Annotated in this window: 16 protein-coding genes; 9 read left to right on the top strand and 7 right to left on the bottom strand. The window is 33.1% G+C overall.

What is annotated here, in order from left to right:
- The first annotated feature begins 66 nt into the window (after positions 1–66).
- From lon to J3U00_RS09900, 3 genes are all read left to right on the top strand, one after another.
- On the top strand, positions 67–2502 hold the full coding sequence (lon, locus tag J3U00_RS09890) for an endopeptidase La (protein WP_267332298.1): 2436 nt from the start codon (positions 67–69) through the stop codon (positions 2500–2502).
- Between the two features lie 127 nt (positions 2503–2629).
- Positions 2630–4501 carry a SurA N-terminal domain-containing protein gene (locus J3U00_RS09895; RefSeq protein WP_267332299.1) on the top strand — a complete coding sequence of 624 codons (1872 nt, stop codon included), beginning with the start codon at positions 2630–2632 and terminating at the stop codon, positions 4499–4501.
- Positions 4502–4653: 152 nt separating this feature from the next.
- On the top strand, positions 4654–4953 hold the full coding sequence (locus tag J3U00_RS09900; RefSeq protein ID WP_267332300.1) for a ComEA family DNA-binding protein: 300 nt from the start codon (positions 4654–4656) through the stop codon (positions 4951–4953).
- 44 nt (positions 4954–4997) lie between these two features.
- Here J3U00_RS09900 and priA read toward each other — a convergent pair whose 3' ends face one another.
- On the bottom strand, positions 4998–7154 hold the full coding sequence (gene priA / locus J3U00_RS09905; RefSeq protein ID WP_267332301.1) for a primosomal protein N': 2157 nt from the start codon (positions 7152–7154) through the stop codon (positions 4998–5000).
- 188 nt (positions 7155–7342) lie between these two features.
- Here priA and moaC point away from each other — a divergent pair, with 188 nt between their 5' ends.
- The 4 genes from moaC to J3U00_RS09925 all read left to right on the top strand — a co-directional run bounded on the left by moaC (position 7343) and on the right by J3U00_RS09925 (position 10533).
- The gene (gene moaC, locus J3U00_RS09910; protein ID WP_267332302.1) at positions 7343–7828 is read left to right on the top strand and encodes a cyclic pyranopterin monophosphate synthase MoaC; all 486 of its coding nucleotides are present in this window, start codon (positions 7343–7345) and stop codon (positions 7826–7828) included.
- Positions 7829–7832: 4 nt separating this feature from the next.
- Positions 7833–8078, top strand: coding sequence for a molybdopterin synthase sulfur carrier subunit (gene moaD, locus J3U00_RS09915; RefSeq protein WP_267332303.1), 246 nt, complete (start codon positions 7833–7835; stop codon positions 8076–8078).
- 4 nt (positions 8079–8082) lie between these two features.
- Positions 8083–8526 (top strand): molybdopterin synthase catalytic subunit MoaE, encoded by a 444-nt coding sequence (gene moaE / locus J3U00_RS09920; protein WP_267332304.1) that lies wholly within the window; start codon positions 8083–8085, stop codon positions 8524–8526.
- Positions 8527–8718: 192 nt separating this feature from the next.
- Entirely contained in the window at positions 8719–10533 is a 1815-nt protein-coding gene (locus tag J3U00_RS09925; protein ID WP_267332305.1) for a sulfatase-like hydrolase/transferase, read from the top strand.
- Between the two features lie 27 nt (positions 10534–10560).
- Here the strand turns inward: J3U00_RS09925 and sppA are convergent, their stop codons facing one another.
- The 6 genes from sppA to pcnB all read right to left on the bottom strand — a co-directional run bounded on the left by sppA (position 10561) and on the right by pcnB (position 19157).
- On the bottom strand, positions 10561–12378 hold the full coding sequence (sppA, locus tag J3U00_RS09930) for a signal peptide peptidase SppA (protein WP_267332306.1): 1818 nt from the start codon (positions 12376–12378) through the stop codon (positions 10561–10563).
- A 32-nt stretch (positions 12379–12410) separates the two neighbouring features.
- Complete coding sequence (apaH, locus tag J3U00_RS09935) at positions 12411–13223, bottom strand: bis(5'-nucleosyl)-tetraphosphatase (symmetrical) ApaH (RefSeq protein ID WP_065562373.1); 813 nt, start codon at positions 13221–13223, stop codon at positions 12411–12413.
- Positions 13224–13227: 4 nt separating this feature from the next.
- Complete coding sequence (gene rsmA, locus J3U00_RS09940) at positions 13228–14025, bottom strand: 16S rRNA (adenine(1518)-N(6)/adenine(1519)-N(6))-dimethyltransferase RsmA (RefSeq protein ID WP_267332307.1); 798 nt, start codon at positions 14023–14025, stop codon at positions 13228–13230.
- Positions 14018–15331: a peptidylprolyl isomerase SurA gene (gene surA, locus J3U00_RS09945; protein ID WP_267332308.1), complete on the bottom strand. Its 1314-nt coding sequence runs from the start codon at positions 15329–15331 to the stop codon at positions 14018–14020. The genes rsmA and surA overlap by 8 nt, the downstream gene beginning before the upstream one ends.
- A gap of 62 nt (positions 15332–15393) precedes the next feature.
- Positions 15394–17781, bottom strand: coding sequence for an LPS assembly protein LptD (gene lptD, locus J3U00_RS09950; RefSeq protein ID WP_267332309.1), 2388 nt, complete (start codon positions 17779–17781; stop codon positions 15394–15396).
- Between the two features lie 74 nt (positions 17782–17855).
- Positions 17856–19157, bottom strand: a complete 1302-nt coding sequence (gene pcnB, locus J3U00_RS09955; protein ID WP_267332310.1) for a polynucleotide adenylyltransferase PcnB — start codon at positions 19155–19157, stop codon at positions 17856–17858.
- 410 nt (positions 19158–19567) lie between these two features.
- On the opposite strand from pcnB, the gene oxyR reads away from it, so the two are divergent.
- Together oxyR and fabR are read left to right on the top strand one after the other, a co-directional pair.
- Positions 19568–20491: a DNA-binding transcriptional regulator OxyR gene (gene oxyR / locus J3U00_RS09960; protein WP_065562368.1), complete on the top strand. Its 924-nt coding sequence runs from the start codon at positions 19568–19570 to the stop codon at positions 20489–20491.
- A gap of 31 nt (positions 20492–20522) precedes the next feature.
- Positions 20523–21167: an HTH-type transcriptional repressor FabR gene (gene fabR / locus J3U00_RS09965; protein ID WP_065562367.1), complete on the top strand. Its 645-nt coding sequence runs from the start codon at positions 20523–20525 to the stop codon at positions 21165–21167.
- Positions 21168–21231: the final 64 nt, after the last annotated feature.

Genomic DNA, 21231 nt, shown 5'->3' on the forward strand with positions numbered 1-21231 from the left:
TAAGCTTGAATATCTTAAAATCACCCCAATATAAGACAGATAAGTTTGTACTACCGAGAGAATAAAATGAAGACAAAACAAACTAAACAAATGATTATGCCTATTTTACCATTACGTGATGTTGTTGTATTTCCACATATGGTAATTCCTCTCTTCGTTGGTCGTAATAAATCAATCCGTTGTTTGGAAAGTGCAATGGAGATGGATAAACAAGTTTTTCTTGTAACACAAAAATATCCTTCACAAGATGAACCTGATGTAGAGGATTTGTATGAAGTCGGTACTATAGCCAATGTTTTACAATTACTTCAATTACCTGATGGTACAGTTAAAGTTCTGGTTGAGGGTGTCGCGCGAGCTAAAATTGTTGATATTATTGAACGAAAAGATGATGATTTTTTAATTGCAAATATTAAACCTCTAAAAGAATCTAAGAAAGCTGATAATATTAGTCAAGCGATGATAAGAGTCTTATTATCAAATTTTGATGATTATGCGAAACTTAATAAAAAAGTCACTCAAGAGGTTGTTGATTCAATTCATTTAATTAAAGAATCATCTCAATTAGCAGATTCCATAGCTGCTACCTTATATATAAAAGTTGAACAAAAACAAGAGATTTTAGTTACTGCTGATTTAGAAAAACGTTTCGAGTTGCTTATTTCATTAATGGAATCAGAAATTGACTTGTTGCAAGTTGAAAAAAATATTCGTCAACGCGTCAAACAACAAATGGAAAAAGCGCAAAAGGAATATTATCTAAATGAACAGATTAAAGCTATTCATAAAGAGTTAGGTGATATAGATAATAAACCTGATGAATTTGAAGAGCTAAACTCAAAAATTACTAAAGCAAAAATGCCAAAAGAGGCAAAGGAAAAAACACTATCTGAGCTTAACAAGCTTAAGATGATGCCTGCTATGTCTGCCGAAGCAACTGTTGTTCGCGGATATATTGATTGGATGTTACAAGTTCCTTGGAATAAACGCAGTAAAGTAAAAAAAGATATTAATGCTGCACAAAAAGTTTTAGATAAAGATCATTATGGGCTGGATCGTGTAAAAGACCGAATTTTAGAGTATTTGGCTGTTCAAAGTCGAGTAAATAAAATTAAAGGTCCAATTTTATGCTTAGTCGGGCCTCCAGGCGTTGGAAAAACATCATTAGGTCAATCCATTGCTAAAGCTACGGGAAGACAATATGTTCGTATGGCTTTAGGTGGTGTGCGTGATGAAGCCGAAATACGAGGACACCGAAGAACCTACATTGGTTCAATGCCAGGTAAATTAATTCAGCGTATGGTAAAGGTTGGTGTAAAAAACCCACTATTTTTATTAGATGAAATTGACAAGATGGCTTCTGATATGCGTGGTGATCCTGCATCGGCATTACTGGAAGTTCTGGATCCTGAACAAAATAATGCATTTAATGACCATTATTTAGAAGTGGATTATGATCTATCTGATGTCATGTTTGTTGCGACAGCTAATTCAATGAATATTCCAGCACCACTACTAGATAGAATGGAAGTTATTCGGCTATCTGGTTATACCGAAGACGAAAAATTGAATATTGCTAAACAACATTTAATTGCTAAACAGATTGCAAATAATGGTCTAAAAGCAAATGAAATTGATATTGATGATTCTGCTGTAATTGGCATTATACGCTATTACACTCGTGAAGCAGGGGTTCGAAGCTTAGAAAGAGAAATTGCTAAAATTTGCCGTAAAGTTGTTAAGCAATTGGCTTTAAACAAGCGTTTGCGTAAAGTAAGTGTAACTCAAACTAACTTAAAAGATTACTTGGGTGTACAGCGTTTTGATTATGGTAAATCCGAAAGTGAAAACCGGATCGGTCAAGTGAATGGTCTGGCATGGACAGAAGTTGGTGGTGATTTGCTAACCATTGAATCAATGAGTGTTGTTGGTAAAGGAAAATTAACTTATACCGGTTCACTTGGTGACGTTATGCAAGAATCCATTCAAACTGCACTTACGGTTGTTCGTTCGCGCGCTGAAAAATTGGGTATTAATAGCGATTTTTATGAAAAGCGTGATATACATGTGCATGTTCCTGATGGTGCTACACCTAAAGATGGTCCAAGTGCAGGTATTGCAATGTGTACTTCATTAGTATCTACTTTAACGGGTAACCCTGTTCGTGCTGATGTTGCCATGACTGGTGAAATTACGCTACGAGGTGAAGTATTACCAATTGGTGGATTAAAAGAGAAATTATTGGCTGCTCACCGAGGTGGTATAAAAACAGCTATAATTCCTATTGATAATGTTAAAGATCTCGAAGAAATTCCAGCAAATGTTAAAGCTGAAATTGATATAAAACCTGTTAAATGGATAGATGATGTATTGACGATTGCATTGCAAAATAATCCATTTGGTATTGAGCCAGTTAAGGAAAAAGTTCAAATAAAGTCGCCAGTTAAAAAATCTGTTAAAAAAATTAAAAATACAGCAAATATTTCAACTCGATTGAACTAAAATAAACCAATCAAAAAGCCAACCTTATGTTGGCTTTTTTTTCGACTTTTAATTAGATAATAGCCAATTTTGGCAAATATGATATACTTGCGAAATTAAAATTCAGGTATATGGAGAATGACAAGCTATGATGGAAAAAATTAGAACAGCTGCAAACAGTCTTGTTGTTAAAATAATCTTTGCTATTATTATTTTATGTTTTATTTTTACTGGTGTTGGATTTTTAGGCTTTGGTGGTGGCAGTGGTGCAAATGATGAGCAATTGTACGTTGCTAAAGTCGACGGAGAAGGGATCAGTCGAACTCAATTTGAGTCTCAAGTAAAGCAAGAATTAAATAAAACTACAGGTGGTGATGCTTCGCTTACCAAAATAATCCGAAGAAAAGTTTTATCTCAGCAAATAGATAATTATTTAGCTTATCAATTTTCAAAAAATATTCATGCTACAATCAGTAACGAGCGCGTAAAAGATTTTATTAAAAAGCAGAAAGTTTTCTTTATAGATGGAAAATTTGATAATCAAAATTATTTAAATCTACTTGCTGAAAACGGTTTTACTGCTGAAAGTTATGCAAGCTTATTAAAAACATCGTTACAACAAGAACAAGTTATTGGTGCATTAGTCACAACTAGCTTTGTTTTACCTTCTGAATCTGAAATTTCCTTGTTAAAAGATCAGACAAGAACTATCTATGCTACTAAGATTGATTCTTCAATAGATGATATGAAAGACATTAATATTACCGAAGAAGATGAGAAAAAGTATTATGATGAACATAAAAATGATTTTATGAGGAAAGAGCGAGTAAAATTAAAATTTATTTATAATTCAAAAGATGACATCGCTAAAACCATTAAGGTTACTGATGATGATGTAAAAAAAGAATATGAACAAAATTTAAAAAAATATACCTACCCAGCAAAAAAAGAGTTTAGTGCTATTTTTGTTACAGACAAAGCGCAAGCAGACAAGATCGTTAAAGAGTTATCTTCAGGCGCAAATTTTCAAAATATAGCTGAAAGTCTAAATCAAAATAATAATAATATTTCAGCTTATGGTAAGAATGGTTCTTTAGGTTGGTTTGCTGATGATGATTCTCTGCCTGAGTTCTTTAAAAAAGCAAACTTGAAAAAAGTTAATCAAATTTCAAATCCAATTTCGACTGATGATGGCTTTATCATAATTAAACTTGATGCTGAGTTACCACCAAAGGCTATGGATTTTGATTATGCTTCAATTTTAATTTACGAGAATTTAACTAAACAAAAATTACAAAATGGATTTAATGCTGTTGAAGATAAAATGAAAAATGCCTTATCTCAATCACCTAAATCAATTGAAGAGTTATCTGAAAAAACGGGTCTTGAAGTTCAAACGACTGATTGGACAACTTATAAAGATATGTCTACAATCATGATTCATCCTGAAATTAGTGATTTAGTCTTTAGCGAAGAAATGATCGCTAATGGGCAACCGACTCTTAAATTATCAGACTTAATTCCAGTTGAAAGATCTCATGGTAGTTATGATTTTATTATTCAAGTTACTGACTATCACCCAGAGGGGATAGCTCCTTTTGATGAGGTTAAAGATGAAATTAATAAAAAACTATCTAAAGATATCTCCGAGAGTCGTTTTAAAGCTAATGTTGAAAGCCTTTTAAATGAGTTAAATACTACTGGAAATTCAGATAAAGTAAGCTTTAGTAAGAAATATGTTTTGCACAGAGATTCGACAGATTTAGACAAAAAAGTAGTTGATATGGTTTTTAATTTAGAACCACCAATTTCAGGTGTTAAATCTGATGAGTTTAATGTGGAATATTTAGAAGATAATACTGCTTATATTTTCACCTTAATTAAAGTTGATACGCCTAAGGAGTATCAAGATATTTCACCAAAATTATTACCATTATCTATGTCTGACACTTATCATTATCTTGCAAATGATATTCGTTCTAAAGCGAAGATCGAAATCATGCCTGATGCAAATTTGTGATAAAGATCGAAAAATTTTGGTGATAAATCAAAAAAAGAGAAGCCACTTTGGTGGCTTTTCGCATTTTTATGAATATTAAAATTTAGCAACTTAATTCCATGAGATAGTTATGAAGCAAATTTAGTTGCATAATTATATTGGAGTTAATTTACATGAAAATTTTTACACTATTATGCCTTTTATTTTCATCTTTACTTTTTTCAACAGTTAGTTTTGCTGATTCGAAAGCAGATGTCACTATAAAAGAAGCGCAAATTGTACAAGTTAATATTAATACTGCAACAGCTGAAGAGCTAAGTAAAGTATTAACTGGTATTGGGATGAGTAAAGCTAAGAAAATTATTGAGTATCGAGAAAAATTTGGTCCTTTTGTCTCTATAGAACAATTACAGGAAGTTTCTGGTATTGGTCAAGCAACGCTGGATAAAAATATAGGAAAAATCACTTTATAAATATCCTATCTTCCAATAGATAATCAATCTGTTGGGAGATATTTTTAATTATCAATTGGATCAACGTCAATACTCCATCTTACGTTTGATGCTTCACTCCACTGTTCAGTTATAAGATTATCTAATATTTGTTGTAATATTTGTCTGTTTGTATGTTGTAACAATAATTGCCAACGATTATAACCCGCTTTTTTAGGTTGACTAGCCGGCATTGGACCAAGTTGCCATAAGTTATGGTCATAATTAGACTTTAACCAATCATGGATACGCTGTAAAAATTTTGGTGCCTGTAAATTATTACGGTCAGCAGCACGAATTAACACCTGATAACTAAATGGTGGTAGTAAAGTTTGTTGACGTTCAATTAATGTTTGTTTTGCAAATGCCTGATAACCTTCATTTAATAAAGTATTTAATAAAGGGTGCTCTGGATGATAGGTTTGTAGAATTACTTCGCCAGCTTTTGTTTCACGACCAGCTCGGCCTGATACTTGAGTATAAATCTGAGCAAATCTTTCAGTTGCTCTGAAATTACTTGAAAATAAGGCGCCATCAACATCAATTATGCCAACTAACGTCACATCAGGAAAGTGATGACCTTTAGCCAAAATTTGTGTGCCGACTAAAATATGAGCTCCGCCTTTATGAATATCATTTAAATAGGTATTCAATGCTTCTTTTTTAGTTATCGTGTCGCGATCAATACGAGTAACTTTTATATTTGGGAACAAAATATTAAGTTGTTTTTCAAGTTGCTCCGTTCCAAATCCAATTGGTAGTAATTGGGTCGAACCACACTTAGGGCACTGTTTTGGCACTTCTCTTGGCGTATCACAATAATGACAAATCAGTTTATTCTGCTTTTTATGATAAGTATAAGAGCGATCACAACGTGGGCATTCCGCTATCCAACCACAATCATGGCAAATTATTAATGGTGCGAACCCTCTACGGTTAAGAAATAACATAACTTGGTTATTGTTATTTAAATGCGTTTTTATTTTTTCTATAAGAGGTTGAGATAAACCTGAAGCTAAAGCCATGCCGCGAATATCTAAAATAGATTGTTTGGCTAATTGGGCGTTACCCGCTCTTTGAGTAAGCTTGAGCTGCTGGTACTTATGAGTTTGTGCATTATTAATCGATTCAAGAGAAGGCGTTGCGGAACCTAAAACTATAGGTATATTTTCAATTCTAGCTCGGATAATTGCTAGATCTCTAGCATTATAACGCCATCCTTCCTGTTGTTTGTAAGAACTATCATGTTCTTCGTCGATAATAATGATACCTAAATCTTTAAAGGGAGTAAAAAGCGAAGAACGAGTACCTACGACAATGGCATTTTCACCCTCTTTACTTCTTAACCAAACATCTAAACGTTCCTTGTCTGTTAAGCCTGAATGTAAAATATCAATCGGGGCATTAAAGCGCTGTTTAAAACGCTTTATTGTTTGAGGTGTTAAACCAATTTCAGGAACTAAAACTAAAGCTTGCTTACCTTGTGATAAAACATCTGTAATTATATTTAAATAAACTTCAGTCTTTCCTGAACCAGTTATACCATCAAGCAAAAATACACCAAATTGTTTATTCTGTTTATTAATAGTCTCTATGGCATTAGATTGTTCATCATTTAATTGGATCGATGTTGGGTTGGTCGAGTATTGCCAGCAAATATTGTCAGGTTGTTGATAAACTAATTCTATAAGCTGTTTTTTTTGTAATTCTTGATATAAATTTGAACTAAATTCGTCTTCATTTAAACAGTTGTTTCTAAGTGAAGATAATAATAACTTTTGTTTTGGTGCACGTGATAATAAGCTTAAATCAATTTGTTGCCCTAGAGGTGTTAATTGCCACTGTTTTATATCATCCTTGATAGCTTGACGACCTTGCCTTAATAGAACTGGCATGGCATGAAATATGACTTCGCCAATTGGAAAGTGATAATAACTTGTTGCCCAATTCAATAACTGCCAAATTGGTTGAGGAAAGGGGTTTTTGGTATCAATAATTGCGGTAATTGATTTTAAATTTTCGCTATCAAAGGTCGATTGCTGATCAATTTTAATGATTATTCCAATCATTTCCCTTTTACCAAAAGGCACTCTAACCCGCGCACCAATTTCAGCAGGTACTGTTAGTTTGTAATCAAACAGTCGATAAAGGGGTACCGGTAAGGCTACATGGGCAATCAGCATTAACAATCACTATTATTAAAAATTGATATTGTACGCAGATTTTATTTAACTCGCAAAAGTTACATAGAGAAATTAATTATTTTTGAGTTAACTCTCTAAAAACTTTATTTATATGATAGTAGTATCCATAAACAAAATTTGTTATCTTGAACGGCAAGTTAAAGCATAATATTTAAAGGTCGTTAAAAATGTCAGCATCATTTTCACACATCAATCAGCATGGTGATGCACATATGGTTGATGTTTCTGAAAAAAAGTTAACTTTACGAGAAGCTCGAGCCGAGTCAATAGTATTAATGAATGCTGAAACATTTAACCTAATTATTGAAGGGAAACATTATAAAGGTGATGTTTTTGCAACTGCAAGAATTGCCGGTATTCAAGCGGCTAAACGAACATGGGATTTGATTCCACTTTGTCATCCACTACTTCTAAGTAAAATTGAAGTCAATATCGAACCTGTATTTGAAAATCACAGCATTAGGATTGAAACAATTTGTCGGCTAAGGGGCCAAACAGGTGTCGAAATGGAGGCCTTAGTTGCTGCTTCAGTTGCTGCATTAACGATATATGATATGTGTAAAGCTAATCAAAAAGATATGGTTATTAATCAAGTTCGGTTGCTGAATAAAATTGGTGGTAAATCGGGCGAATTTAATGCGGCAGAGCAGTGATACTATGAACAAAATTATTTTTTTTGCACAAATTAGAGAATTAATTGGGGTTGAAAAACTTGAATTATTAGTAGAGCAAATGTCAATAAATCAACTTTTAGATCACCTTAGTTTGCGTGGTGATAAGTGGGTATTAGCTTTAAAAGAAAAAACAGTATTATGTGCAGTTAATCACACTTTAGTTGACTATGACTATGTCATTCAAAAGGGTGATGAAATTGCTTTTTTCCCTCCAGTTACAGGTGGTTAACAGCGTGAACATTATTCAAGTTAACCAATCTCCCATTGATGTGAATTCATTAATAACTTGGCTTTATCAATCGCCTATAGATGGTGCTGTAGTGACTTTTATGGGTAAGGTGCGTAGTTTTGAAAACCAAGTCATAAGTTTAACGTTAGAGCATTATGCAGAAATGACTGAAAAGGTGCTTTGCAATATTATTAATCAAGCCAGAGATAGATGGTCGATTAATCGTGTTGCAATAGTCCATCGTGTCGGTCAAATTTATGCAAATGAAGGTATTGTTTTTGTTGGTGTTAGTGCAGCACACCGCAGTGATGCTTTTGCTTCTGCGGAGTTTATTATGGATGTACTAAAAAATGAGGCTCCATTTTGGAAGAAGGAACAGACCTCTAGTGGCGAAAATTGGGTAGAAGCCAAGCAATCGGATATAAATGCATTGAAGAAATGGTATTAATATTTATTTAGTCTATAATAGATTTCATCATCAAAATGTCTTCAGAGGCTCAAAAAAGAGCCTTTTTTGTTAAGCTTATATTAATCTCTTCATATTTATCTTTTTTTGTTAAAAATTTTGAGGAAATTACTAATTTTAAGTAGAAAAATCGCTATTATTAAAAATTTTTAATCCTATTGCTCGTGGAGCTATATGAAAAAACTCTATTCGTTCGTATTAATAAATATTTTTATTTCGTCTATCATTACTATCCGATATTTTGGGGTGCCTGGTTCATCGTTTAGTTGGGATGGAAGCTTTTTTTCTCTATTTGCCGTGTTAGGCCATTTTTTCTCTGTTTATTTATTACTTTTTATTTTATGTTTTCCGTTTATTTGGGTGAAGAGAACGTTAAGTAATATTTGTTTAGCTGCTTTATTTAGTTTGTTACAGATTGTGCTGTATGTTGATACTATTGTTTTTCAACAATATCGATTTCATATCAATGAATCTGTGCTATCAATGGTTTTCTCGGGGCAAGTTGTCGATTTTTCAACGATCACTTATGTTTTGATGTTTTTGTTAATATTAGTATCTTTTGGAGCAGAATATTTAATTCTTTATTTGTTAGATAAAAAATTTAGCCAAAAACGTTCAAGAATATTAATCGTATCGACAGTATTTCTCTTCGGTTGTTTTTTTATTAGTCATTTAATCCATATGGTTGCGTTTTATTATGCCTATTCCCCCATCATGATTGTTAAAGAATATATTCCATTATATCGTCCATTTACCTCGAAAAAGATAATGGGATTGTTTGATAAATCAGGGCAACGTAAGACACTTATAGAAAAGGAGAACCAACACGCAACTATCTATTATCCTAAAAATGAGCTGATGATTAACCCTCATAATACTACAACACCCAATATTATGTTTATTGTCTTAGATTCTTGGCGTTATGATACTTTTAGTCAAGAAATTTCACCCAATACTTACCATTTTGTGAAACAGAATAATGGAATAATTTTTAATAATCATTACTCAACAGGGAATGCAACTCGAACTGGTATTTTTGGGCTTTTTTATGGTATCCCCGGCACGTATTGGGATGCTTTTTTAAGAAATAGAATTCCCTCGTTATTCATAACAACATTGCAAAAAGAAAATTATAATATAGGTATATTTACTTCAGCCAAAGTTACCGCGCCAGAATTCGATCGTACGGCATTTTTAACCATTAAGAACTTAAGAATTAGTAGTAAAGATGGATCTGCATCGAGTCGAGATAAACAGTTAACTGATGATTGGCTAAACTGGTATAAGAGTAGAGATACATCTAAACCAAGTTTTTCATTTTTATTTTTTGATGCACCACATGCTTATGATTTTCCCAATTATTTTGAAGTTAAATTCAATCCAATTGGCGAGCTGAATTATATGACATTAAGCAATGATACAGATCCTGTTCCCATTTTTAATCGTTATAAACAAAGTGTCTACTATGATGATTATTTGCTTCAAAAGGTCTATGATGAACTTGAACGATCAGGCTCGCTAGATAATACGTTAATCTTTATAACAGGTGATCATTCACAAGAAATGAATGACAATAAACTGGGTTTTTGGGGTCATAATGGTAACTATACTGATGCTCAAACTAAAGTACCTTTTATCATAGTTGGAGCAAAAGATCTTAAATATATCACAGATAATATAAATAAATTTACCAATCATGAAGATGTCGTTCCAACAATAATGCGACATTATTTGCATGTGGAAAATGATATTTCAGATTATTCGACAGGTTATGATTTATTTAGCCCAATAATCGATCGAGATTGGCTATTAATGTCAAATTATAGTTCTTATGCAGTTCGGACTAGAGACAACATCTATTTTGTTAATCGTCTTGGTATAAGCCACTATTTTGATTGTCATAATAATCAGGTCGATAAGACACCTGATTATAAAACAATCCAGGCGGCAATGAATGATATGCGTTATTTTTTCCAGACACAAAAATAAAAAAATCCACCGTAAGGTGGATTTTTATTATCGAACATCAGCACAGTTTAGACAGTAAATATAACGGTTTTGTGAATCTTGGAACTTATCCCATAGTGAAACTTGTTGCTTAATTTGTTTTACTTCTGGGATATGCTCAAAAAATACCTCTGCTGTTGATTTTGGCATCATAGCAAACATATCTGAGTAAAGTGCATTGAACCAACTGCCTTCAGGCTTTTGCCAATCTATTTTATAATTAGAAATATTGGCTAATGTTGCAGCCATATCAACCGCATCGTCAAAATCCCCTAACTTATCCACTAAGCCATTTTTACTTCCTTCGGAGCCGAGCCAAACTTGCCCTTGAGCTATATGATCTACTTGTTCTGAGGTCATATTACGAGCTTTTGCTACTAAAGAGATGAAATTAAAGTAACCATTATCAATATTCATTTGAATAAATTGATTCATTTCATCGGATAAATTTTGAGTTAAGCTGTTATTTGCCAATGGTGAGGTTGAAACCCCATCGTTATAAACACCAATATGAGAAAGTGAATTTTCAAAGGTTGGTACAATGCCAAAAATACCTATAGAACCTGTAATCGTATTCGGACTAGCGACAATATAATCAGAAGCAGTTGATATCCAGTATCCTCCGGAAGCAGCCATTCCGCCCATAGAAACAACAACCGGGATTTGGTAACGACGTAAAGTTTCTAGTTCACTGCGAATTGCTTCTGAAGCTTCGACACTTCCTCCTGGACTATTTACTCTGAGTACGACAGCCTGTATATTATTACTTTGTAATTTATTACGAATATCTCTTAATTGTTTAACAATATCTTGGCTACCAGCTACATTACTGCTATTTGTGCCGTTAGTAATAGTTCCATTCACAAAAATGACAGCTATTTTTGGTTCTTTGTTTGATTCTTCAGCATTTTCCTTAAGTCTATAATCATAAATACTGACTTTTTGTTTTATTTTATGTTCAAGTTCAAAATCAAATTCATCACTTATCGCATCAATTAAGCCATTTGCTAAAGCGTATTGGGCCATATTACCATTAACAGATTTTAGTTCTGATAACATTTTATCGGTTGAAGGAACTAGTTGTGTTGGTGCTTTTTTGCGTTCTGCAGAAATGTCATTAAGGTAGTTATTCCACATTAAATTTAACCATCGAGAAGTGTTACTTCTTGCTTCTTCTGACATATTATCTCTGATAAATGGCTCAATCGCTGATTTATAAGTTCCTACACGGAACACATGAGTATTAATCTTTAAGTTGTCTAATAATGTTTTGTAGTACAAATTATTGGCGGATAATCCAAAAACATTAACTGCACCTAATGGGGTTAAATAGATTTTATTAGCATAACTCGCCAAATAATATTGGCTTTGATTGAAGCTTGAACCAATAGCATAAATAGGCTTATTTGCTTCTTTGAATCTGTCTAAATATTTACCAATATATTTCAAAGAACTCAAGTCTGCTCCGACAAAGTTGTCCAATTTTAGGACTATGCTATTTATATTAGGATCTGATGTAGCTTGTGATATTTTTTGCACTAAATCGAATAAACTATTTTCACGTGATAGATTTACTCTTTTACCATATAATTTATTTTGTATTTCATACAATTCATCACTATAAAGCGAATTGTCGACAATAACGCCTTCAAGATTTATAACTAATGTGCCATATTGAGGAATGATGTCTTGCTTTTGTGATTCTTTAAATAATGCAATACCACTCAAGATCAATAGGATTATGATTAAGAAAATTAGGTTAAGAAATATTTCTCTAATTAAATTGATACCTTTCCAAATTGATTTTATAACAGTTAGTACAGACATAATAAAATAACCCTTTAATTATTCTTTTATTTTTAATTTTTCATGTTTTTCTTTTTGAAATATTTTTTATCTTCAAATCGTAAACATGTTAATTTGCCACCCCAACAGCACCCTGTATCGAGTGCGTAAATATTTTCAGGTGTTCCTTTTCCATTCAATGCTGCCCAATGACCAAAAGCAATACTATATTCTGACGGAATTTTACTTGGTAATGAAAACCATGGTTTAAGTTTCGATGGGGCCTCATCTGGTTGATCTTTACAATAAAAATCAAGCCGTCCATCTTCGTAACAATAACGCATTCTTGTTAAAGCATTCGCAATAAAGCGTAATCGATCTAACCCTTGTAATTCATATGACCATTCATCAGGAAAGTTACCATACATTTTGTCAAGAAAGAGGGGATATGAGTCACTACTTAAAACCTGATGAAGATCATTAGCACATTTTTTCAATGTTTCCAGATCCCATTGTGGAGATATTCCGGCATGAGTCATAATAAGTTTTAATTTTTCATCTATTTGAATTAATGGTTGTTTACGCAACCAATTCATTAGTTCATCGAAATCATCAGCGTGGATGAGTTCGTCAAGATTATCCTTCTTTTTTGATGGTGTAACATTGGCGTAAATTGAGAGTAAATGTAAGTCGTGGTTACCTAAAACTAATCTTATTTGTTCGCTGTTTTGTTTTACAAATCTAAGAACTTCAAGTGATTTTGGCCCTCTAGCAACTAAATCTCCAGTAAGCCATAAGGTATCTGATGATGAAAAATCAGCTTTCTCTAATAGTCGCATAAACTCATCATAACAGCCGTGAATATCACCAATTATTAGATTTGCCATAAGGTTATTTCCAAGCGTTTGCTAATAGACAATATTGTTGTACTGTCAAATTTTCCGCACGTAAATTCGGGTCAATACCTAATTCAGCTATTTGCACACTGTTAAATAAATTACTTAAGCTATTACGAATTGTTTTACGTCTTTGGTTAAAAGCTTCGGTAGTAATACGTGATAGTACTTTAATATCATTAACTAAATAGGGCTTTTCTTTGTAAGGTATTAGTTTAACTACAGCTGAATCAACTTTAGGTGCTGGTTTAAAAGCTGTAGGTGGTACTTCTAAAACAGGGATGATTTGGCAGTAATATTGTGCCATAACACTCAATCGACCATAACTTTTGCTGTTAGGTGCAGCAACTAAACGAGTAACAACCTCTTTTTGCAGCATAAAATGCATATCAGTAATGATTGGTGCATATTCGAATAAGTGAAACATCAATGGTGTTGAAATATTATAAGGTAAATTACCAAAAACTCTCAGAGGTTGACCTAATGTATCGGACAATTTGTAGAAATCAAAATTTAGTGCGTCTTGTTCAATCACACTGGTTTTATTTTGTAAAAAAGGATTTTCAACTAATCGGCTAGCTAAATCTCTATCAATCTCAATAACAGTTAAATGATCTACCAATTTACTTACAGGTACTGTCAATGCGGCAAGCCCTGGTCCTATTTCAACCAGTGCTTCCCCTTTCTTAGGTTGTATGGCTGCCACAATACTTTCAATAATATAATTATCATGTAGAAAGTTTTGACCAAATCGTTTACGGGCAAAATGACCTTGATGAACACGATTATTCATTCTTACCTTCACCTGTAATTTTGATATATGCATCACCTTTTAACTCTTGAATCCAAACTTGTGCTTCTTCAGCAAATTTTCTATTGAAAATCATACGATAAGCTTGATCTTTTTTAACTAAGTTTGTACCGTCAGTTTGTCTGGTATCAATTAGTTGGATTATATGCCAACCATAAGATGATTTTATTGGTTGACTGATTTCACCCTTTTTCAATTGTGATAATGCAGTCCTGAAACCTTCATCATAAACTTCTGGCCTATTCCATCCTAAATTACCACCACTATCCTTTGAACCTGTGTCTTCTGAGTTAGCTTTTGCTGCTGCAGCAAAAGTTGTTGCTCCGCTGGTAATGGCTTTGCGAATGTTAATTAATTTTTGTTTAGCCACCTGATCTGTAACTAATACGTTGGTTTTAATTAAAATATGACGAGCATTAACTTCTTGAAGTGTAATTTTTTGTGGTGTTTCAGAACGGTTATCGTCTACTTTTAATATATGAATCCCAACTCCAGAGCGAATTGGTCCTATAATACTTCCTTTTGGCGCTCGAATTAGTCGTTCCTCAAAAATAGTAGGTAACTCATTTAACTTTTTCCAGCCCATTGATCCACCTTTTAAAGCAAGATCATCATTTGAGTATGACGCGGCTAATTTAGCAAAATTTTCCCCTTTTTTGGCACGATTGATGATGTCCATCGCTTTATTGGTAGCAATGTCAACTTGTTGTTTAGACGCTTTTTCTGGAATAGTAATTAGAATATGACTAATTTTAACATCAATATTGTTAGTTGGTTGGTTAGCCATTGTTTTGGTTAAATGTTCTACTTCTCTATTAGAAACTTTGATTCTAGGTCGAACTTCATGCAGGCGCGCTTGTTCTATTAGCATATCAGTATGAATACGATCACGATAAGTGCTATAGCTCATCCCCATAGTTGATAATCTGCTTCTTAGTTGATCTATTGTCATACCATTTTCAGCAGCAATTCTATCGATTGCGGCGGTAACCTCATCATCACTAATAGTAATTTTTGCTTTAGCCGCTCTTTGTAAAATTAATTTTTCAACAACAAGGCGATCAATAATTTGTTTTCTAAGTATCTTATCATTAGGTAAAGATTTAGGATCGGCGCTCGCTTTAATCGTTTTGAGCATGTCACTAACATCACTTTCTAAAATGACGTTGTTATTAACAACAGCTGCAACCTGTTCTACCACTTTTGGAGCAGCATTTGCTGAAAAAGGTGTAAAGAGCACTAAATTAACACTCAAGTTTAATGCAATAAAAAGTTTTAATAATTTCATATTTACTCAACTCATTATGTTGTTGCGGTATTAAATTTACCACAATAAATTTATTAGTATGTTTATTCAAATGTTGTTGTATAAGGTAGTTTACCAAAGTTTAACATTTTGGCTTGCGTGTCACGATTACTTCCTAAACCTTTAATTTCAAAGTTAATTGACAGTTTGTTTTTGTATTTACTTATATGTTCTGTGTTATCCCAGTCGGTTAATTTGCGTCCATATTGTACAGTTACTCCCCAACAGCAGTCGCTATAATTTACCCCAATAAAACTGTCTGAAATCTGTTTTTGCTTAATATCATAATAATAAGATCCCACAGCACTCACTTTTTCAGATAGTGGCCAACTAACCATAATGCCGGCTTGAGAAAGATCTTGTTTGTAACCTCTATATGCGGAATACTTATACCTGTCATCTACAGTGTCAATATAATTACGATTGGCATAACGATAAGATAATTGAATTAATTTGTCACCCGATGGTCGATATTCAAACGTTGTATTGGCTAGCGAAATAGTATCGATACGGGTATCGTATTGAATCCCGCTTCGGAAAATAATATCGTCACTAATTCGCCAGAAATTATCTGTTGCCCAAGTGACACTACCTGTATCAGAATTTTTATCTAATTCATTATTGTGATCACCGGTTTTAGATTTTGTAAAATAGGTAATTTGCCCTAAGGACATATTAAATTTTTCAACTTTGTTACTATCATAAAAACGTGTAGTTATACCCGTTGAAAGTTTATTTGTTGATGCAATACGGTCTAAACCACTATATGTTTGATCTCTAAATAAACCAATATAATCAGCTTGTAAGAGTGTGGAATCGTAATTTCCAATATTTGATTGGTTTCGATAAGAGTTATAAGTATATTTCACTCTAGGTTCGAGTGTTTGGCTATACCCATCGATTAGATCAAAGTCTCTTTCAAAAATTACTTTACCATCAATACTAAATTTCGGTATAAAACGATTTACAGTGCGATCTAACTTTATCCCTTCTTTTATGTGTTCAAGATTATTATTATATTTAAATATGTTTTTCTGGTTGTAATGAGTTGCCATAAAACCAGTTTCTGCAGATAAATTTGCCCAAGAATTTGTAACTGTATAATTAATAGTTGGTTCTATATGGACTCGCCAAGCTTCGGGTTCATTATCTGTTGAATTTATAAAATGAGAAAGTTGTGAAAAAGTCTTAAATTTTAATGGTCCCAGCTCGTAGTTATAATAGTTGATATCTAATTGAGGCTGAGTTTGGTAAAGAATATCATAGTGGAATGGTTGGAAGTGTTTGTAACCTAAAGCAACATCCCAATTTTCATCATTGTATGCTAATTTATAAAACTGAGTCAGATATCCAGCTGTTTGAGACGCATATTTAGAACTGAGATCTGTTAAATATTGATTGTCACTGACTCGTGTAGTATCAGCTATAAAACGCCAATTGTAGTTAATTAATTCGTCGTTTTTCCAATAGAATAACCATCGATTACGATTGTTATCGTATTTGTTACCATTTGTTGATTTTTTTCTATCGTCACTGTATTGATTATCATGCTGTAACCAGTCAAAAGCGAAAGTCCCTAATCCTAATTGATTTAAGTAGCGAAACTCAGTTTGTAACTGTACACCACGATGTTGTAGTATTCGCGGTGTTATAGTCGCATCATAATTTGGAGCAATGTTCCAATAATACGGTAATGAAAAATCGATACCATCAACACTATCGTAACCAAAATTAGGAATTAACAACCCTGATCGTCTTTTATTGCCTGTAGGCAATTGTAAATAAGGTGAGTAAAGAACAGGTACTTTCTCTATTCTAAATACCGCATTCCAAACTTCTAACAACTGTTCTTCATTATCGTGAATAATTGTTGAACCTTTAATATTCCAAGCACTATCACCTACAGGACAGGAGGTAAAACTTCCATTTTTAAGAATGACATAGCGATTCTTTTCAAGTTTGATCTCATCGGCTTCACCCCGCCCAAGTCTATTAACTAATTGATACTCACTTGGATTTATATTGGCATCATTATTGTTTAGATTCATTGATGCGTGGTTACCTTTGGTTTGTATCATATTATCTTGATAAGTGATATCACCATCGAGCGTAACCATCCGATTATTTGCATCTTTTGAGTCAATCGTCACTTTATCAGCTAAAACTGTACGATTGCCTTGCTCTACATAAACACGACCTTTGTAAATAGCTAAATTAGGATAAAGTCCTTCAAACTCATCTGCTTCTGCATTAATAGGTAATGTATTTATATCTCCATTAACAATTGGTCGCTCAAATTTAGGTACACCAATAAGACACTGCGGATTAGTAGTGTCATTTTTTGGTAAATCTATTGCATAACTTGGGCTGCTATAATTGTATAAAGAAAATGTTACAGCTATAGCAATACGAGAAAGCGATAATTTTTTCATTAATGATTACAATATGATTATGATTATTTTAATTGAAACATTATAGCGGTTATTTATAAAAGTGCGAATGAAAATTAACGTTTAGTCCGTCGTTTATTCGTTTTACCAAGTTGTCTTACCATGGCTATTTTTTTTTCAGTCGATACTTGTTGAAATTCATCCCACCACTTAGCTAAATCTAAAAGCTCACCTTTTTCGATAGAAGCTCGCATTTCTAATAAATCATAAGCTGCTCGGAACTTTTGATGCTCTAAGATGACAAATGCACGTTTTCCTTCTCGTTTTTTCATTCTTAATTGTAATCGCCACATATCACCCATAACCGCTGTAAAACGTCTTGGTATAGCGATAATACGGCATTGCTCATGTAATACATCATTAATTGCCATAGAAAAAGAATCGTAATATTGCAAACCGCTCTCAATGCAGTTTAATTGAGTTTGTTCTATAATTGGATACCAAAAAAATGCTGCATATAAAAAAGCAGGGTTTATACGTTGCTCATTTGATATACGGTAATCAGTATTTTTTAACACTTGAGCAATCATTTTTTCTATATTTCCTTCATGGTCATGTGTAAATAAACGTTCAACCACTGGAAACAATTGTTTAAATAAATGATACTGCTTTAATAATATATAAGTATCGTAACCATATCCTGATTGTAGTAATTTCAACGATTCATCAAAAAGACGTGCTGAAGGAATATTATTTAATAATGGAGCCAGTTTTTTTATTGGTTCAGCAGTAGCTGGGTCAATTTTCATGTTAAGTTTTGCTGCAAAACGGATTGTCCTTAACATTCTGACTGGATCTTCACGATATCTTGTTTGTGGATCACCAATTAATCGAATAATGCCATTTTGTAAATCTTTTAGTCCACCACAATAATCACGAATTGTATAATCTTTGACACTATAATAAAGCGCATTCATTGTGAAATCACGACGAACGGCGTCTTGCTCTATCGTTCCATAGACATTATCTCGTAATAACATACCTGCTTGTGATCGTTTTGATATGTTCTTTTGTTCACTCTGATCATCATGATCACCTCGGAACGTTGCAACTTCAATTATCTCTTTTCCAAACATAATATGAGCTAAACGAAAGCGTTTACCTATCAAGCGGCAATTTCGAAAAATCTTTTGAATTTGTTCTGGTGTAGCATTTGTCGCAATATCGAAATCTTTTGGTTTTTTACCTAATAGAAGGTCGCGAATACAACCACCTACGAGATAGGCTTCATATCCTTGTTTATTCAATCGATAAAGTACTTTCAACGCATTTTCGCTTATATTCTTACGAGAAATATTATGCTCATTACGTGAGATGGAAATATAATGCGACTCTTGTCGCTCTTTGTGATGGAACATTTTACGATAAAAGCGAGAAACTTGTTTAAAAATAGCGCACCTCGAATTAATAATGGTCTATACTGAAATATAGCGCGCGATTATATCGCAATTAAATCTAACTTTCCATTTTTCTTGAAATAGTTATACCAAGTAAAATAAAGGAAATTTCTTTATATTAATTAAATATTTTATTTGATTTTTTGAACATAATTATCAACAATAGTAATTTATATAGTACAATTAGTTAGATTATTTTTTAACTTTATAAAAATTAATTCAAAATAGATTATCTTATTTATTTTATTAATGACTAATTGATTTAATTAAACTTATACTCTTTTAAAAAAAGAATTTTGATAAAAATAATTATTAATTTGGTTTACAATTAAGAGTATAAAAATATTAACTGATAACTTATTGGGGACTCTATGAATATTCGAGATTTGGAATATTTTGTATCATTAGCTGAATTCCGGCACTTTCGTAAAGCAGCTGATGCTTGTAATGTTAGTCAACCAACACTAAGTGGTCAAATCAGAAAACTTGAAGACGAATTAGGCGTAATGTTACTTGAACGCACTAGTCGTAAAGTGTTATTTACTCAAACTGGCATGATGCTTGTTGAGCAAGCTAAAGAAATTTTACGTAATATACAGATTTTAAAAGAGATGGCTAGTCGTCAAGGGGAAGAGATGGCGGGTCCTATGCATATTGGATTAATTCCGACTATCGCTCCATATTTATTACCACATGTGATTACCGTATTACATGAGTCCTTTCCTCAACTAGAACTTTATTTACATGAAGCGCAAACTGCCAATATTGTTGCTCAACTTGAAAGTGGAAAATTGGATTGTGCTATTATCGCTCAAGTAAAAGAAACCGCACAATTTATTGAACTACCTTTATTCAATGAACCTATGTTTTTAGCCGTTCCTGCAAATGATGAATTAGCTAGTAAACAGACAGTTAAGCTTTCTAGTCTGAAAGGGAAGAAATTTTTAATGTTGGAGGATGGTCATTGTTTACGCGAACATGCTATGGGGTATTGTTTTCAGGTAGGAATTGATGAAGATAAACAATTTAAAGCGACGAGTTTAGAAACATTGCGTAGTATGATATCAGCAGGACGTGGAATTACTTTATTTCCAGAGTTAGCTGCTCCAAATGAACGTACTCGTGATAATATTTGCTATATTCCATGTACTGATCCTGTCCCAACAAGAAGCATCGCTTTAATTTATCGACCTGGTTCTCCATTACGTTCACGTTATGAAACTATCGCTAAAACTATTCGTGACCATATGCCAAAAGTCTTTGCTGAAAAAGAACGACTGTTAGGCCAGAAATAATTTATATTTCTTATTGTGCAGAATTTAAAAAATGAAAAATGTTAAAACCTGTGGTGTTAGAGCGCAGCAAAAGGAGAGAACTCGTCGAAGTTTAATTGATGCTGCGTTTCATCAACTCAACGCGGAACAAGGTTTTGCAAGTTTAAGTCTGCGCGAAGTTTCCCGTGAGGCAGGTATAGCAGCTACATCATTTTATCGCCATTTTCGTGATATGGATGAGTTAGGTTTAGCGATGGTTGATGAGAGCGGTTTAACTCTTCGTCAATTATTGCGCCAAGCTCGAAAACGTATTGAAAAGGGGGGGAGTGTTCTTCGAACTTCGGTAACCACCTTTATTGAATTTATTGATAAAAACCCTAAAGTATTTTTATTGTTGCTCAGAGAAAAAGCTGGGACTTCTTCAGCATTCAGATCGGCAATTGCACGCGAAATTCAGCACTTTATTGTGGAGCTTGTTGATTATTTAGACAATGCCAATCAAATGCCACATCATTATAATGAAGCTCAAGCCGAAGCAATGGTGACTATCGCATTTAATGCTGGCGCGGAAGCAATTGATTTCGACATAGTACAACGCCAAGAACTAATTGAAGATCTTATTTTTCAACTTCGTATGGTTTCTCGTGGCGCTTATTACCTTTATCATAAAGAAAAAATCAAAAATAATAATGAATAATTATTGTAAGTTGAAATCGTTATTTTAACTCACTATTATCAAAACCTATCTTATTGATTAATAT

The sequence above is a fragment of the Gilliamella sp. B3127 genome (genome assembly GCF_026536935.1).
Lineage (GTDB): Bacteria > Pseudomonadota > Gammaproteobacteria > Enterobacterales > Orbaceae > Gilliamella > Gilliamella apicola_E.